Here is a 14,576-nt window from a genome sequence, read left to right on the forward strand (position 1 = left end):
TCCTGCGGGGATCTATCTTCCCGCTGTGAGCTGAAACTCAGCACGTCCGTAACCAAAGAGAACAGGTATTTTGATAGAGAGATTAGTAAATCCTCATCCAGGTGCTGTTTGGCTTTCGTGATCAACTACCTTGTGGAATGAAACCCGGGCTGCCGGTACTCACCACTTCATTGAACCGCTGTCTAGTTTGAATTCGATTGATTTCATCAAACGCGTCTTCAGGAAGGGCGGAAATGTTGAAATTCTCCCGAACGCGAGCCGCATTCGTGGTCTTGACCAGTAGAGTCGTACCACGTTGCACAGCCCAGGCCAGAAGCACTTGTGCCGGCGTCTTTCCAATTCGTGCGGCGATTGCCAAGATAACTGGATCCTCAAGCACCCCGGGCTTTATTCCATGACCCAACGGCGCGCCGGCCAAAAAAACAATGTTCTTCTTGTTGCAAAACTCCAGAAGCTCCGTTTGCGGCAGGTACGGATGTGCTTCGACCTGGATCACAGCCGGCTTGATTCTGGCCGACTCGTAGATGGGCAAAAGCACCTCGAAGGTCACGTCAGACAGTCCGATAGCCCGACACTTGCCGTGGTCCACAAGACTCTCCATCGCCCTCCAAGTGTCCAGCAGAGTGACGCTGCGGTCGTAGATGACATTGCCACTTTGATCTCGCGGATCGAACTCGTCCCCTGGTTGAAAAGCAAATGGGGTGTGAATGAGATAGAGATCAAGGTAGCTCAACTTTAGCCTGTCAAGACTGGCCTCGAAAGCCGGCTCCACGCGCTCGGGACGATGATTGGTATTCCACAACTTAGTGGTAACAAAGATGTCTTCGCGCCCAATTCCTCCAGCAGCAAGTCCCGCCTGCAACGCCTCGCCTACCTCGCGCTCGTTCCGGTATCGCTCCGCGCAATCGAAGTGTCGAAATCCCACATCCAGAGCGTCTCTGGTCGCAGATGTCGTCAAGGTGACATCGTGAATCAGGGTGCCGAAACCGAGGACAGGCATTTCGCCAACTCCGTGGCTAAGCGGCATTCTCGCGTTCCGAAAATCAGAAGATTCGGCCATGATGGTCCCTCGACACTTCTAGCTGCCGGTGTGAAGCCACTTGGAAGCACCGTCGAGCGCTACCCGAAGCTTCGTGATGACTATTTGCCGTCCTTCGGCGTTACTTCGCTCAGCCCGCCTGTAGACAAATCATAAACAAATCCACGAATCACTACGCTCGAAGGAATCCATGGGTGCGACCTGAGTTTGAGTACTTGTTTCTGTGTCGCCAGATTCACGTCAGTGTAACAGTGGAATTTATCTGGAGCTACTGCCCACACGCCGCATTGTGTGTGGATATGGTTCTCGAACTCTTCCTCCGAAAACATTGTCATCCCGCAGCCGGTGTGTCCGACGACCATGATCTCTCGCACGCCCAGAACGTGAATCGAAAACATGAGAGACCGCACAACATCTATCGTTGCTGCCGTCCCGACGTTTCGAATCACATCCGCATCGGCAGGCTTGATGTCAAACCATTCCAGCAACTGGTTCAGGCGGGGATCCATACATGTGAGAATTGCGATCTTCGGAGCTGGTTTGTTCGCCAGCGATGGATCATGGTGCGCTGCACTCTGGCGGTTTGCGGTAATCGCGTGTTCGATCAAGCTCATTTCGATTCTCCTTTATAGCGCCGCAACTCCTGGATTGGGTTTGCGAAGTCGCGTGGTTTGATGTTGTTAATGGGGAACCAATCCTTTCGTACGGACTCCGCGTCTTTTGTCATGTTGCGGAGAAGATGGCGTTCTCAAGGCCCGGTAGCGTTGACCAGTCTCACGCGACCTTGGTCCCAAGACTGATGTGTTGATTAGGCCAGAGGAACAGAGTTGCAACCATTAGACGAAGGTATTGATCGATACCTTTGTCTAATCGGTGTTCCTGCGGCCCTATGTGCTACCGGCGCGGTTCTCACATGACGCACTGTCGAGCCCATTTTCGAGGTTCAACGCAGGCGTGAGCCACTTTACCCACGCTAAAAGAACGATTGAGTCCACTGGGGTTGGCCAAGATACTATTGCTTGCGACAATCGCCGAACAGGGCCAGCCTTCCGAAATGCGCAACATGTTCCGATGAGTCGCGTGCGATCTTTGCCGACAAACCCGATGCCGCTCAGATTCGCTTCGCGAGAATTTCCTAGAGCTAAAGCTGACGAGCACAGAGCATCATGTAAGTCAGACAGAGCTTTCACTGACGTAGCCGCTCTCCTAGCCTCTCCTCAAGTTACCCTTGCTTGTGCTGTCGGCTTACTCTGACCGTGTGCATCCTGTTGCTAACTTCTGGCGACCGTGCCGGGTCCAGCCGCGCACGCGCCCGGGAGATCCTGGATTTTGCGGCGGCTTCGGATATATGAAGTGCCTGAGCGATCTCCCTGGCTGAACAGTCATCCATCATCTGCAGCTCAATGACCTGACGAAGCAGAGGTTGAAGCTTTCTGATGGATCGAAGCAGATGAGCGTACCTCTGACGGTGAACGCAAATATGCTCGGGGGTCGGGCCAGTATCTTTGAGTTCAAAATCAAGAAAGTCTTCTGTTTCATGCGGATGGTCGAAGGAGACCTCAGAGCGCATGCGGCGTTTGCGAAGGATCATCAGCGCGGAATTGATCCCAATCCTGGTGACCCAGGTAGAAAAGCTCGCTCTTTCTTCGAAGGTGTGCAACGCCTTATAAGCTCGCAGAAACGTATCCTGCAGAGCATCCTCAGCGTCTTCGCGGTTTTTGGTAATGGTCAACAGTTTTCGATAGACTCGTTGCGCATAGATTTCCCTGAGTTCGGCAAATGCCGCGGCAGATCCCGATCGTGCGGCCGTAACTAGTTGCACAATTCCTAAGGGCTCCATGTGGCGCGGAGCGGCCTTAGTCGCGAGTTCTTTATCGGCGAAATTATCGTGCGGTGTTAGTACCATCAGCACTCCCATTTGTAATTCTCCTTGTCTTTCGCTTCGGGCTTCCGATGAGAGTTAGGTGACAGAAGACGATTTCGTCGCAGCTTAACGCTGGGCTTCTGCCGCGTTACCGAGCAACCCGACGTAGTGTCCAAGCCGCGTTTCCACATCGCCGGGTACATGAAAGCCTTGCTCAAACAGAGCACGGAGTCTTTTCTGGGTCGCAGGTCGCCCGAGTGACGTCGTGAACGCCTCCCACTCTGGAACAATTTCCGCGTCCGAGGGCAGGCTATTCAGGTCGACCATTCGCTTCGTCTCTGCAATTGCTTGTTTGTCGAAAGATGAGATTCTTTCGGCAAGAGCATCGACAAACGCATCCAGTTGGTTGTCCGGCAGTGAACGGTTGACATAGCCATACAACTCAGCAAGGTCGCCGTTGACGTCGTCGGCGCCTAACAACACTTCTAATGCCCTGCCGCGGCCGATCAATCGTGGTAGTCGTGCCATAGGGCCGCCCCCGGGAACCAAACCTGCCCCGACCTCCCACTGCGAGAGAATCGCTTTCTCTCGACTGGCAAAGCGCATATCGCTAGCGAGAGCGAGTTCACTCCCTACGCCGGTGGCACGCCCGCGGATAGATGCAATCGAAACAACAGACGCGCGACTTAGCCTGGCGAGCATGTCAGGTAGCGCCTGCAGACCAGTTCGTCCCACCGGGAATTTAGCCGACTCCTCTGGCTTTGCCAGGAAGTCATAGTGAGTTAGAAAAAAGCCATCCACAGCGCTGTCAAAGACGACAACCCGGACTCGATCGTCGGTTTCGAGCTTCGACACGATTGCTTCCAGTTGTGGAATATGAGCTGGACCAAATATGTTGATAGGCGGGAGGTCAAGCGTGACCCTCCAATATGCATCAGAATGCTGGAGTAGCCGTATTTCCCCTTCGTTGCGTGTGTTGATCATCTTTTCCTCCGGTTTCAATTAAGCCGGGAGCGTTAGGTAAAGACAATTGGACGATGGTATCGGGGATACTTTGGTATGTGGGGTGTCCTCTTTAAATCAATCGGTGTCTCGTCGACTTTGCGCGACGGAGAGAACATTGAAGACGCTGACAATCGCGCGTGCTGGCTCTTTTTGTTAGTGCAACGCCCTCTCCAATATCTTCAGTCAAGAGGAGACGGGGTTCCCTGAGCTTTGGCGATTGCATCGATGGGCCAATTTCCAATTGCCTTTCCAACATCGGGGTCGAGCGTGAGGTTCAATCGAGCTCGCCGCTCAAGATAAAACGCCAGGTCCAACAACGAAATACACAAACCCACCTCGGTGTACCGCTGCTGATCTTTTTCGTCTTTTACTTTACGAGCAGGAATGCGCGCAAATCCGGCAGAAGCGTTCGAATGCTCCGATTCACCAGGCTCTCATGCGGCTTTTTCGGGAACGATTCGAAAGAATACAGGTCAGCGAGATCTCGCAGCTTGTCGAAATTCAGGCTGATCTTCGAACTCTCCGCAGTCAATAGCTGATTCGCTTCTTGAGGAGACTCAGCCGGGATCGCCTTGAAGTTCGCTACGCTGCGCAGAGTTCCCAAAAGTAGAGCGCGAACGGATGCACCGGAGGTCTGTGCCCAGAGATGATCAAACACAAGCCACATTGCTACAATTCCCAGTAGAACAACCAGAACCGCGTCGCGAGCGGGCACAAGGGAGGTATTGATCGTGAACCTGTTGAAGTTCACCAGACTGTAGGACAGGATAATCTGAAGGCCGATGAAGGTTATCCGTGGTCCTGAAGTCGCCACCCAGGCGACACACGCGTATAACAGAGCGTACTCCGCGATAGTGTTTAGCTGAGGAAGGATGAACGCTTCGGTTCCCCATCTGATTACGCCTGCCCCCACAATAAAGCCCGCGAACCGGAGACTCTGTCTCTGCCGGCCCGCGCCTGTCAAACGACGAGCAAGATCGACGTCGCAGCAAGACCCATCACCCTGCGCTCATATAGAATACGTAGCAAACTAGAGCAGAGAATTTCTATATCAGCCGCGGAAAAAACCCACCGCCGATGCCGATAAAACAAACTAGACCCACACGTCTCAGCGCACGCCCCTATTCTTCGTCCGTGATACTCCAGAGATCAGAGAGATCTTGTATTCGGCTGAAGAATAAATGGAAAAACGATCTTCGCCCAGAGTAATTTTTTGATCGTTAGTCGACGGTTGTGATCACACAGAAATCCCAAAAAAAATCTACTAGACGAAGGTATTGGCGATACCGAGGTATCGCCAAGGCAACCCGAGATAGCTTAGTCGTCGGACAGGCCTGAGGCCGTTGGCCAGCATGCCCATATCACGCCAAAATAATCGTCAAGCTATACAAAATGACTTTCGCTAAGTTGCATTCGGAGCAGCGTTGAGAAGTACGCCGGTGAGGGTGGTCGCAGAATGATCACCGTGGAGCCGAGGAAGATCTTTCATTCTCGAAAGTCCAAGTTTGGCGGACATCTTTATTAGATCTGCGAAAGAGTCGGCGTGCATCTTCTGCATTACTTGGCCACGGTGAGCTTTCACCGTGATTTCACTAATGCCGAGTTCGCCGCCGATCTGCTTATTTAGCAACCCGGAAGACACCAACGCCATAACCTGTCTTTCGCGAGGAGAAAGAGAGGCATAACTTCTCTGAAGGGCTTGTTTCTGCGCCTCTTTCGCGAGAACAAAACCGCTCCGTGCAAGAGCCTCCCGGACAGCGCTCAAGAGTTCGTTGTCACGGAAAGGCTTCGTGAGGAATTCGACAGCTCCTGCTTTCATGGCTTCTACGGCGGTAGGTACGTCGCCTTCGGCGCTGAGAAAGATGGTCGGGATGTAAGGGCGTTCTATCGCTGTACGCTTCTGCAGTTCGAGGCCGCTTACACCTGGAAGAGATACGTCGAGTAACAGGCAGCTGGGAACAGCTCCCAGAGGATAGGCGAGGAACTCTTCGCCCGACGTAAACGACTCCGAGTGCCAGCCTTCGCTTCGTACCAACCGCTCCAGGGATTCTCGGAGGGCTATGTTCGGGTCGACTATGAAGACGACCGGGGTGTCCCGTGATGGTTCTGTGCACCCGAATCGATGACTGGCGTACGAGCTTGTCCTGCTTACTAAGTGAGATCCCGTGAGAATGAAACCCATATCGGACTCCTAACGTTCCCCGCGATTCGTTCTGAAGATGTTGTCTATGAGAGTCGTGGATGGATGCTCACAATAGACCCTTTCTCGGTTGAAGGTGTGCTTAGTTTTCTTTGGTGAGATCTAAGCTGAACGGGTGGTTTTCGCCGGCATGTTTGCCAGCTCTTTGCGAAACTCACTCGGAGTGAGTCCAACTACTCTCCGAAATACCTTTGTAAAGTGTTCCTGGGTTCTAAACCCAATAAGCCTACTAACCTCCGCAATGCTCAAGCTGTCATCTTTTAGGTGAATCTTCGCGCGCTCGATTCTGACTCGCAGAACATACTGGTGCGGACTAAGTCCTGTCTCCTTCGTAAACAATGTTGCAAGATGATGCGGCGTCACTTCGGCGACTCTGGCCATAGCCGCCAAACTGATGTTTCCACTTGCGTTAGCGTGGATATAGTCGATCACTCGGGTGCAAACTTCCTTAGTAATATGGGCCCCTTTCGTTTACAGCTCTGCCGAATGAGGACACCGTATCGCGAAAAGATTGGTCAAATGTTCCGGCGTTGGTCAATTCTTCCGATTTAATCGGTCAAAAAAACCGATCCACGTGAAACAGCGGTATTCTCTTCTTGCAGATCTTCCGTGTGGCGAGGTACGACCAATGGCCAACTCTGGGGTGCTTCCTGTCGATGCTGTAGAAGTGATGAAGGGCAGCTGCGCGTTGTGCCCCTTCCCTACTCGCTCGTCAATCACAAGCAAGGGCGCCGGTTGGAAAGGGATTGCCATGGAGTCGTTCAGCGACATCCCGGGCGTCGCCATTCCGGATCATGAGCACCCAACCCATTTTGTCAACCTTCTGACACAAGGTGAAATCAAGGCTCAGTGGACTACAGAAGGACGGAGCCATACTGCAACGAACAGTCCCGGCACCATCTATCTTTTGCCGGCAGGCACTCGTGACAGGCTGACCTGGTCAGGTCCGACCACCCGGGTCGTTTTGGTCATGGAGCCGGGGTTCCTCTCGCGCTCACTGGAGCACACTGCACATCTCGATGAGATCGACCTGACGACGCACTGGAATCTTCGTGATCGTCATATCCAGTCACTGATGCTCGCTATGCATGCCGATCTGGAAGATGGTTCGCCCGCCGGCCCACTGTATGGGGAGTCTCTTGGTTTGACGCTTGGCCTCTATCTCATTCGGCGCTATTCGACTCGAAGTAGAAGCAATAGCCTCCAACTCACCGGCGGAATGCCAACAGCTCGTCTGAATCGAGTTCTTGATTTTATTAACCAGAACTTTGCCCAGGATCTGCGTCTATGGGAGCTTGCAGAGTTAGCGGGAATGAGTCCTCATTACTTCTGTGAGTTATTCAAGGCGAGTACAGGACTGACTGCCTATCAATATGTCTTGCAGTGCCGAATCGAACGTGCGAAAAGATGTCTTCGCAATCCACAACTTAGCGTCGGCGATGCGGGCGTTGCGGCTGGCTTCTCCGACCAAAGTCATTTCACAAAGGTCTTTCGCCGGAAGGTTGGGGTCACGCCCATGAAGTACCGTAGTCAGGCTGGATAAGTCATCCATCATCTTTGTGATTGGAGTTCTTTGAGCTCTGAATAGCATTAGTCCAATACGCGCAGAACGACCGGGGCCCTGGACGCCGCCGCCGTTCATGCGTTGGCACTTCATGGCTGAAGAAAGTCGACTGGCGACGGTATATCAGAACATGCCCGCCTCAGTCGACGTGCTGGGGACACACGGTCCCCCCTACGGCATCCTCGATCCCGAACCTCCGCCTCTTCACAAGTCCACGAACTGGTAACCCTCCTCGAAGAATCGGGATAGACTTGAAGCCCTAGACGGAGGGTGCAACCTATCTGGGCAGGTAAGCGGCTCTGTTCAATAAGCTCTCCAGGGTCTATTTCGCAAGGCACGGAGGACCTAAATGAGTAATCGCATGAGTGTTTTATCGCGTCGACTTGGGCGCTTCGCGGGCGGCTTCTCATTCGCAACCGTCGCCTTCTTCTCAATCGGGTTGTATGCCGCCGCCAACACCAAAGGCCAAATAGTATTCCTCTTCGCTGGCCTTGTTTTGGTATGCCTCTTCGCCAGCTTCGTTTTGTGGCTGGCGCACGGCTTCGCATGGGCGATGATCTCAGAGAAGCCCTCAGAGGAGAAAAAGCCTGCAGAGGCATTGAAACCTGCGGACCCGCTGAAGCCTGCAGAGGCGATGAAACCCGCGGAGCCGATCAAAGCAGCAGAGTCGGTGAAACCAGCAGAGGCGGTGAAGCCAGCAGAGGCGATGAGACCAGCAGAGGCGATGAGACCAGCAGAAGCGAAGAGAGCTGCGGCGGCGAAGAACCCTGCGGAGGAGAACGTGATCGTCTCAGAGGATCCTCCCGACGCGAAATACACCATCACCGGGAGGCGCGTCTACTGACCCTGGAGAGCCTGTCAAACTGCCCTGCAATTGCGGAGGCTCTGCACGAACGAGAGTGAGCCGATGTGGCGCGCCCTGCGATTGTTCTCCGTCAAAGATAACAATTGCGACGAGAAATCGCGAACTATATAGCGAGCAACAACCGGCATCCGGACGTAACCACGAAATGTCCGTATTGCCGACAACTCAGGAGTTGGGTGTAAGGTGCCTCCTGCGAATGTCCGAATAGCCGGTTTTACGTCCAAGTGAATAACTTCCGCTTTGCCCGTCGTCCGCCGCCCGGAATCTCGGGTTGACCCTCCGGAATCTTTTAAGAAACACCATGCCCCCCGTGAGGAGCAATGAAACAAGTCCTCACAGAAGTGGAGCCCATTTACTTTCTCGATTCAAAGGCTGCTGAGCTTCTCAAGGAAGAGCGCGAGTGGTTATCCCCGTGCCAGCCGAACAGGAGGGTGTTATGACCGTCAACAGGCCAACGCTTCGCTCCCACGCGGGCTGCCTTGAAACTGTGCAGGACGCGCTGACCTTACTTCTGACGGCGACGAGTATGCAAGCTGACCCTGTCAATCGGAGGATTCAACGATAAAAAATAAAGCGCTGGTTCTGCTACTCATTTTGCCTTTTCTTGCACCTGGCTGACGTATGAGAATACTTGCGGACAGGCGATTTATGTAACGCTCGTCTCCAATGCAGACACTAAGGTGGGAGCGCTCGAACTTGACCCAGGTGGACATAGTGGCCCGGGCTTGAGTGCGAATAAGGTAAGGGCTATCCGAGGTGTAGAAGTCTACGCTTGTCCGTCTGGCTACTATGCCGTTAATACCCCGACAATCGGATTTGTACGAGGGCTGTGCCTCTCTACGGGTGCAAGCAGAGTTGATTCTCCGGACTATGTCGTCTCCAACTCGGAGTCGGAGAGTCCAAAGCGTCTCAGATCTTCATGACCAGCCCAATGTTCGGATTGCCGGCCATCGACGAATTGCGAGGCATCTACGACCTCAGCATCAACGTTCGGGAACTATGCTGGCCGGGATCCCATTGTGACGCGATAAGGTGGCCAAAACTTGCATGGAGACCTAAACCCTGGATGGACGGGAATGCAATGAGAACTTGCCGATGACACTGACTTAGGGGATTTACACTGACGAGATGAATTCAGGCGACAGTTTAGCCCACGAAATCGAGGGATCGAAGGAGTTGGCGCGAGTTGGTGATTCAGTCGCTGCACTCGAGCCTCCACGTCTCTTCACCAAGGGGGTGAATGCGAAACAACGCCATTGTTGGCTGAATCCTCGCCAACAGTAGTCTGACTTCATCAACAGCTACCTACGACACCGGCGAAGGCGGTTATCCAAACATTCGGCGCGTGGTGTTTGCCGCCGCGATTCTCTTGCGCCGTTAATCTGCTACACTCACTTTCCATTAGTCGAGAATTCGCAAATAAGGTGTCGATATGAACATAGTTCAAAGTCCGCTCACGCTGATTATGACCATCAAGTCACCTGACGATTTTGCTCAGTTGAGTGGCTTGCTCACCAAGATTCAGAGTGCCCCTCCGGAACAGAATCCAATCTGGGTTGCCCTGACAAAACTGAAGACCGTGCATTTTGCCAGATTCGTCTTTCTCGCGAACAACACCCAGTTAGCGGTCATCACGACGTATGACGGGGACTTCGATAAGTACATCAATGACTTTATAGATACGATCGGAGACGTCTTCAATGCTCTGCTCGCGCATATGCAAGGCGCGCCCCCTCTGCCCGTGCAGCAGAATCGGGATGCTTTTCTGGCCTATGTAAAGCAGAATGACCTTCGGGGGCTCGATCCGTTCTACAGCGCGTATCCTCAGGCTTCTGTCGTGACAATCCTCGACGCGCTCAATCAGGGCTGACTTTATGGTGCCACTGGATGATGTTCAGGGCTTGATCCTGCGGAGCTATGGCATGGATTGCGCCGCATTCTTGTTGCTGCGCGTGCAGGAGCCAGCGGGTGCACGTCGAACCCTCGGGAGTCTTTCTGTAACCGCGGGTACACTCTGGCAGGAGAAGCCCGCTTTCTGCGTGAACGTCGCCCTCACTATTCAGGGCCTCGCAGCGCTGAACGTTTCGCCAGCTTCTCTCAACTCTTTTCCCCAAGACTTCGCAGCGGGCGCCTTCAGCCGTTGTGCGGAGGTCGGTGACATCGGACCCTGCTCTGCTGAGAACTGGAACTACGGACTCGGTCAACCTGGACTGCACGCGCTCGTTCTCCTCTTCGCTCAAAGCCCTGACGTCCGTGACGCCCAGACGGCCCTGCTTCGACAAACCCTGATCTCAGGTGGTGCGTGGTCGGAGGTCGCAACGCTTCCTGGCGATGTCCTCCCAGGAAGTGTTGCCCACTTCGGGTATCGAGACGGCTTTTCCCAGCCGACGGTCGATTGCGGCATCGAGAATCCATTTCCCGACAAGCAGCCTGTTGCGCCGGCAGGTGAGTTCCTCCTCGGCTACCCCAGCCAGTTTGACCAGTTCAGCTATCCAGTTCCCCTACCGGACGAACTGGGCCGCAACGGAAGCTTCATGGTGCTGCGAATATTGGAGCAGGATTGCGCCGCCTTCGACGCACTGCTGAACCAATCGAAGGAGCGTTACGGCATAGATGGAGAACTTCTGGCGGCAAAGATCATGGGTCGCTGGCGCAACGGAACGCCGCTGAGTATTTCGCCCAGCTCCGATTCGCCGGTCCCGCCATTGGCAACCTCGGACTTGAATCGATACGATTATGTCCCGTCGGATGCCGTTCCCGATGCCTTCAATGATCGCCGAGGCTTGCGCTGTCCAATCGGCGCTCACATGCGCCGCGCCAATCCGCGGGGGTCAACGATTGCCGGAGATGGCGGTTCGCGGCATCGCATCGTCCGCCGCGGTATTCCCTACGGCTCGCCTTACGATCCATCGAATCCGAACGATGGCATCAAGCGCGGACTTCTCGGCCTCTTTATTGGGGTGAGCATTAAAGACCAGTTTGAGTTCCTTATGTCCGAATGGATGAACGGAAGCACCTTTGCTCCCGGCATCTACGGCACGACTGATCCAATTCTGGGAAACTCTGCCGAGGGGGAAAACACATTTGTCATTCCTCGTGACAATTCCACGCCCCTCGTCATCTCGCATTTCCCTCGCCTTGTCACCACTCGCGGCTCCGCCTACACTTTCCTGCCCAGCATTACTGGCCTGCGTTTCATCGCGAATCTTCCATCATGAAGACTGCCAGGACATACGAAGAACCATTTCTGCACAGACGCCGGCGACGTCAGAACGCATATGCTCGCCAGCGATGTTGGATTTCTCGGCCCTACCATACCGAACCAGCAGCAGAGTACACAGATCAGAGTCAGATCTGAAGCATTTAGCCCTTTCATGCACATCATTGTTGCGATACGCCAGCCGACTCCGATTGTCAGAATGCCAGACGATCGCTGCGTTCGCTGACCGTCAGTGTCGGATATCGGTCGCAATTTTGTCACACCAAAGCTTGACTTCCGCCATCGACCCGTGCCATAACTCACTCGGGAAGAGCCGCTTAGACCATGAGTTCGTACTCAAACCAACGCCAACCTCTGTGGCACGCCGGTTGCACAGCTTCGTGACATGGACTTACGTGAAAACAAGGATTTTCCGTCAAACAGCGCAACGCACGGTCTCGCTTTGGATGAATATGACCTTGTCATTCTGGGCGACGGGACCGGAGCGACGCTCGCCGCATGGACATTCGCGGGTCAAGGACAGCGCGTTGCGGTAATAGAGCGAAAGTACATAGGTGGCTCTTGCCCGAACATTGCCTGTCTCCCCAGCAAGAACATTGTTCAGAGTGCGAGGGTTGCGTCCTACTTGCGTAGAGGGAAAGAGTTCGGCTCCATGACGGATACCTTCCACATCGACATGCCGGCGGTGCGGGACCGGAAGCGCGCGATGGTGTCGGGATTAAATGATATGTATCTCGAGAACTTCAGGCAGACTGGGGCCGAGTTCATTCTTGGATCAGGACGCTTTATGGGACCGAAAGCTCTGGAGGTAACGCTTGAAGACGGGACTACTCGCCGACTCCGCGGGACCAATGTGATTGTTAGCACGGGCACGCGGGCTGCTTCGAAACCAATTCCGGGACTATCTGATGCACAACCACTGACACACATCGAGGCACTCGAACTGGATGTGGTCCCACGGCACCTCATCGTGCTGGGCGCAGGCTTTGTTGGACTGGAACTGTCGCAGGCGATGAGCCGGTTCGGTAGCAAGGTTACGGCATTGATCGAAATGACCGCTTGCTCCACCTGGAAGATGATGATGTGACCAGTGGTCTTGCCAGTTTGTTCACGCACGAAGGCATTGAGACAGTTCTGAATGCAAAAGTGAAGCATATCTCTGGTAGATCCGGCACTGCGGTGACGGTTGTTGTCGACCAAGGGGGAAGAGAAAAGACTCTCGTGGGCACCCACCTGCTTGTGGCGGCAGGGCGACGTCCAAACACAGAAAATATAGGACTCGAGTTGGCAGGGGTCGAGTTGGATGAGCGCGGTTACGTCAAGGTGAACGGACGGCTTGAGACGACCGCGCCAGGCGTCTGGGCTATCGGCGAGGTTGCCGGAACCCCTAAGTTCACACATGTCAGTGTTGACGACTTCCGCGTCGTCCGCGACAATCTTGCAGGCGGCAATCACGTTACAACATGTCGACTAATCCCCTACACCCTTTTCACAGATCCCGAACTCGCGCGAATCGGTCTGACGGAGAAGGAAGCCAAAGGGCAAAACATAGCCTATCGCTTGTTCAAAATCCCAATGGAGCGAGTGCTGCGAGCCCACACTCTCTCCGAGACACGCGGATTTTTTAAAGCGTTGGTAGGGCTCGACAATGATCTCATTCTTGGCTTCACCGCGTTCGCTGTTGATGGCGGCGAGATTATGGCGTCGGTCCAGACTGCGATGATAGCCGGCCTCCCTTACACCGCACTCCGCGATGCCATCTGGGCCCACCCAACGCTTGTCGAGGGACTGACTCCCTTGTTCTCGTCTGCTCCATCCCTATCGACAGCCTCATAAGGTGCAGGGACGGTCGTCATCAGAACCTATATGCCGTCCATATCTTTGCGTCCGTTCAGAAGCTATTAGGCTTTGCAGCTCTCTATGGATTTAGGGGGGAGCGACCCAGCCGAGTCCGATCTGTTGAATTCACCATGGCCTAATCAGTTTTATTCGAGCGGACGATTCCATCTCTTCAGTTTGGCTCACCTTCGCTGGGATAAAAGCACTGGTGCTCCGAAATGCGGGCCGGACTTTTTGCCAAGGTCGCGTCTGCTTTGATGATCAGTTTTTGTTTTCTGCCAGAATGGCTTTTCTCCCGAAATAGCTGATTAGATAAAGAGACGCTCCAAGAGATATGACATCTTTGAAGAGAAACAAGCCCAAGAAGCTCATATACTTCATTCCGTGAACCACAGTTATCGTGCCCGGTGTTGTGATGATCATTGTGCTGGTCGTAAAGAACATCAGCGTCGCGACGAAGCCGCCTACGATACCTGCTTTAGGCTTTATATAGCCAGTCACAAACAATATCGCGGCAAGCCACTCGGTAAGACCGATCAAATCGGAACCGAGATATGGCCCGAATAATTTGAAGTGCCAGCTGATCAGCGGACTATTAGAAACCAGGGGAACTATGCCATCCGCTCCTGGAGCAGTCATTTTATAAGTTCCGGCCCAGAAGAGCATGACGATCAAGCCGATGCTGATGACCAGGAAAGGAATATTACGATCATCTATCCATGTAGCCAATTCAGTTAGTTTGTTCTTTGGTTGCCCATGAGAAACCACGCTCTGTTCCAGTGTGTTCATCTTTTGTATCCTTCCGTCGCTTTCGTAAATTCGTACGTGACGTAATCAGTTGCTAAGTTGCAATCAAGACGCCAACCACTGCCGGCCCTTCCTGTGTGGCAGGTGGTCGAGCTAAATAGGTTCTGCTCTGCAGAATCGATAGGAAATTTCGCTACATCGTCAGTCTCCGGCAGATGAAGTTGCGATGGATG

At 53.7% G+C, this 14,576-nt stretch carries 14 protein-coding genes and 1 pseudogene; 7 read left to right on the top strand and 8 right to left on the bottom strand.

Annotated elements, in window-relative coordinates:
* Positions 1–121: 121 nt before the first annotated feature.
* The 7 genes from RBB77_RS22225 to RBB77_RS22255 form a co-directional block, all read right to left on the bottom strand.
* Positions 122–1,060 carry an aldo/keto reductase gene (locus tag RBB77_RS22225; protein WP_353063885.1) on the bottom strand — a complete coding sequence of 313 codons (939 nt, stop codon included), beginning with the start codon at positions 1,058–1,060 and terminating at the stop codon, positions 122–124.
* Positions 1,061–1,140: 80 nt separating this feature from the next.
* Complete coding sequence (locus RBB77_RS22230; protein WP_353063886.1) at positions 1,141–1,653, bottom strand: beta-class carbonic anhydrase; 513 nt, start codon at positions 1,651–1,653, stop codon at positions 1,141–1,143.
* A 608-nt stretch (positions 1,654–2,261) separates the two neighbouring features.
* Positions 2,262–2,957 (bottom strand): RNA polymerase sigma factor, encoded by a 696-nt coding sequence (locus RBB77_RS22235; RefSeq protein ID WP_353063887.1) that lies wholly within the window; start codon positions 2,955–2,957, stop codon positions 2,262–2,264.
* Between the two features lie 72 nt (positions 2,958–3,029).
* Complete coding sequence (locus tag RBB77_RS22240; protein WP_353063888.1) at positions 3,030–3,887, bottom strand: enoyl-CoA hydratase/isomerase family protein; 858 nt, start codon at positions 3,885–3,887, stop codon at positions 3,030–3,032.
* Between the two features lie 388 nt (positions 3,888–4,275).
* The gene (locus RBB77_RS22245; RefSeq protein ID WP_353063889.1) at positions 4,276–4,575 is read right to left on the bottom strand and encodes a hypothetical protein; all 300 of its coding nucleotides are present in this window, start codon (positions 4,573–4,575) and stop codon (positions 4,276–4,278) included.
* A 735-nt stretch (positions 4,576–5,310) separates the two neighbouring features.
* Positions 5,311–6,090 carry a response regulator transcription factor gene (locus tag RBB77_RS22250; RefSeq protein ID WP_353063890.1) on the bottom strand — a complete coding sequence of 260 codons (780 nt, stop codon included), beginning with the start codon at positions 6,088–6,090 and terminating at the stop codon, positions 5,311–5,313.
* A 120-nt stretch (positions 6,091–6,210) separates the two neighbouring features.
* Positions 6,211–6,489 (bottom strand): helix-turn-helix transcriptional regulator, encoded by a 279-nt coding sequence (locus RBB77_RS22255; protein WP_434557127.1) that lies wholly within the window; start codon positions 6,487–6,489, stop codon positions 6,211–6,213.
* A gap of 247 nt (positions 6,490–6,736) precedes the next feature.
* Here RBB77_RS22255 and RBB77_RS22260 point away from each other — a divergent pair, with 247 nt between their 5' ends.
* The 7 genes and pseudogenes from RBB77_RS22260 (at position 6,737) to RBB77_RS22290 (ending at position 13,593) form a co-directional block, all read left to right on the top strand.
* Entirely contained in the window at positions 6,737–7,651 is a 915-nt protein-coding gene (locus RBB77_RS22260; protein ID WP_353063892.1) for an AraC family transcriptional regulator, read from the top strand.
* A gap of 112 nt (positions 7,652–7,763) precedes the next feature.
* The gene (locus RBB77_RS22265; protein ID WP_353063893.1) at positions 7,764–7,898 is read left to right on the top strand and encodes a hypothetical protein; all 135 of its coding nucleotides are present in this window, start codon (positions 7,764–7,766) and stop codon (positions 7,896–7,898) included.
* Positions 7,899–8,021: 123 nt separating this feature from the next.
* The gene (locus tag RBB77_RS22270) at positions 8,022–8,516 is read left to right on the top strand and encodes a hypothetical protein (protein ID WP_353063894.1); all 495 of its coding nucleotides are present in this window, start codon (positions 8,022–8,024) and stop codon (positions 8,514–8,516) included.
* Between the two features lie 1,453 nt (positions 8,517–9,969).
* Complete coding sequence (locus RBB77_RS22275; RefSeq protein ID WP_353063895.1) at positions 9,970–10,407, top strand: hypothetical protein; 438 nt, start codon at positions 9,970–9,972, stop codon at positions 10,405–10,407.
* Positions 10,408–10,459: 52 nt separating this feature from the next.
* Positions 10,460–11,755, top strand: a complete 1,296-nt coding sequence (locus RBB77_RS22280; protein WP_353063896.1) for a Dyp-type peroxidase — start codon at positions 10,460–10,462, stop codon at positions 11,753–11,755.
* Between the two features lie 387 nt (positions 11,756–12,142).
* Positions 12,143–13,110, top strand: a pseudogene (locus tag RBB77_RS22285) (dihydrolipoyl dehydrogenase family protein); the annotation flags it as partial.
* 165 nt (positions 13,111–13,275) lie between these two features.
* Complete coding sequence (locus tag RBB77_RS22290; RefSeq protein WP_353067692.1) at positions 13,276–13,593, top strand: hypothetical protein; 318 nt, start codon at positions 13,276–13,278, stop codon at positions 13,591–13,593.
* A gap of 264 nt (positions 13,594–13,857) precedes the next feature.
* Here the strand turns inward: RBB77_RS22290 and RBB77_RS22295 are convergent, their stop codons facing one another.
* Entirely contained in the window at positions 13,858–14,385 is a 528-nt protein-coding gene (locus RBB77_RS22295) for a DUF417 family protein (protein WP_353063897.1), read from the bottom strand.
* Positions 14,386–14,576 lie beyond the last annotated feature (191 nt).

The sequence above is a fragment of the Tunturibacter psychrotolerans genome (assembly GCF_040359615.1).
GTDB lineage: Bacteria > Acidobacteriota > Terriglobia > Terriglobales > Acidobacteriaceae > Edaphobacter > Edaphobacter psychrotolerans.

Excerpts from the sequence above, each read along its gene's own strand:
- RBB77_RS22225 (WP_353063885.1), bottom strand. The coding sequence starts at position 1,060 with ATGGCCGAATCTTCTGATTTTCGGAACGCGAGAATGCCGCTTAGCCAC.
- RBB77_RS22230 (WP_353063886.1), bottom strand. The coding sequence starts at position 1,653 with ATGAGCTTGATCGAACACGCGATTACCGCAAACCGCCAGAGTGCAGCG.
- RBB77_RS22235 (WP_353063887.1), bottom strand. The coding sequence starts at position 2,957 with ATGGGAGTGCTGATGGTACTAACACCGCACGATAATTTCGCCGATAAA.
- RBB77_RS22240 (WP_353063888.1), bottom strand. The coding sequence starts at position 3,887 with ATGATCAACACACGCAACGAAGGGGAAATACGGCTACTCCAGCATTCT.
- RBB77_RS22245 (WP_353063889.1), bottom strand. The coding sequence starts at position 4,575 with ATGTGGCTTGTGTTTGATCATCTCTGGGCACAGACCTCCGGTGCATCC.
- RBB77_RS22250 (WP_353063890.1), bottom strand. The coding sequence starts at position 6,090 with ATGGGTTTCATTCTCACGGGATCTCACTTAGTAAGCAGGACAAGCTCG.
- RBB77_RS22255 (WP_434557127.1), bottom strand. The coding sequence starts at position 6,489 with ATGGCCAGAGTCGCCGAAGTGACGCCGCATCATCTTGCAACATTGTTT.
- RBB77_RS22260 (WP_353063892.1), top strand. The coding sequence starts at position 6,737 with ATGGCCAACTCTGGGGTGCTTCCTGTCGATGCTGTAGAAGTGATGAAG.
- RBB77_RS22265 (WP_353063893.1), top strand. The coding sequence starts at position 7,764 with ATGGCTGAAGAAAGTCGACTGGCGACGGTATATCAGAACATGCCCGCC.
- RBB77_RS22270 (WP_353063894.1), top strand. The coding sequence starts at position 8,022 with ATGAGTAATCGCATGAGTGTTTTATCGCGTCGACTTGGGCGCTTCGCG.
- RBB77_RS22275 (WP_353063895.1), top strand. The coding sequence starts at position 9,970 with ATGAACATAGTTCAAAGTCCGCTCACGCTGATTATGACCATCAAGTCA.
- RBB77_RS22280 (WP_353063896.1), top strand. The coding sequence starts at position 10,460 with ATGGATTGCGCCGCATTCTTGTTGCTGCGCGTGCAGGAGCCAGCGGGT.
- RBB77_RS22295 (WP_353063897.1), bottom strand. The coding sequence starts at position 14,385 with ATGAACACACTGGAACAGAGCGTGGTTTCTCATGGGCAACCAAAGAAC.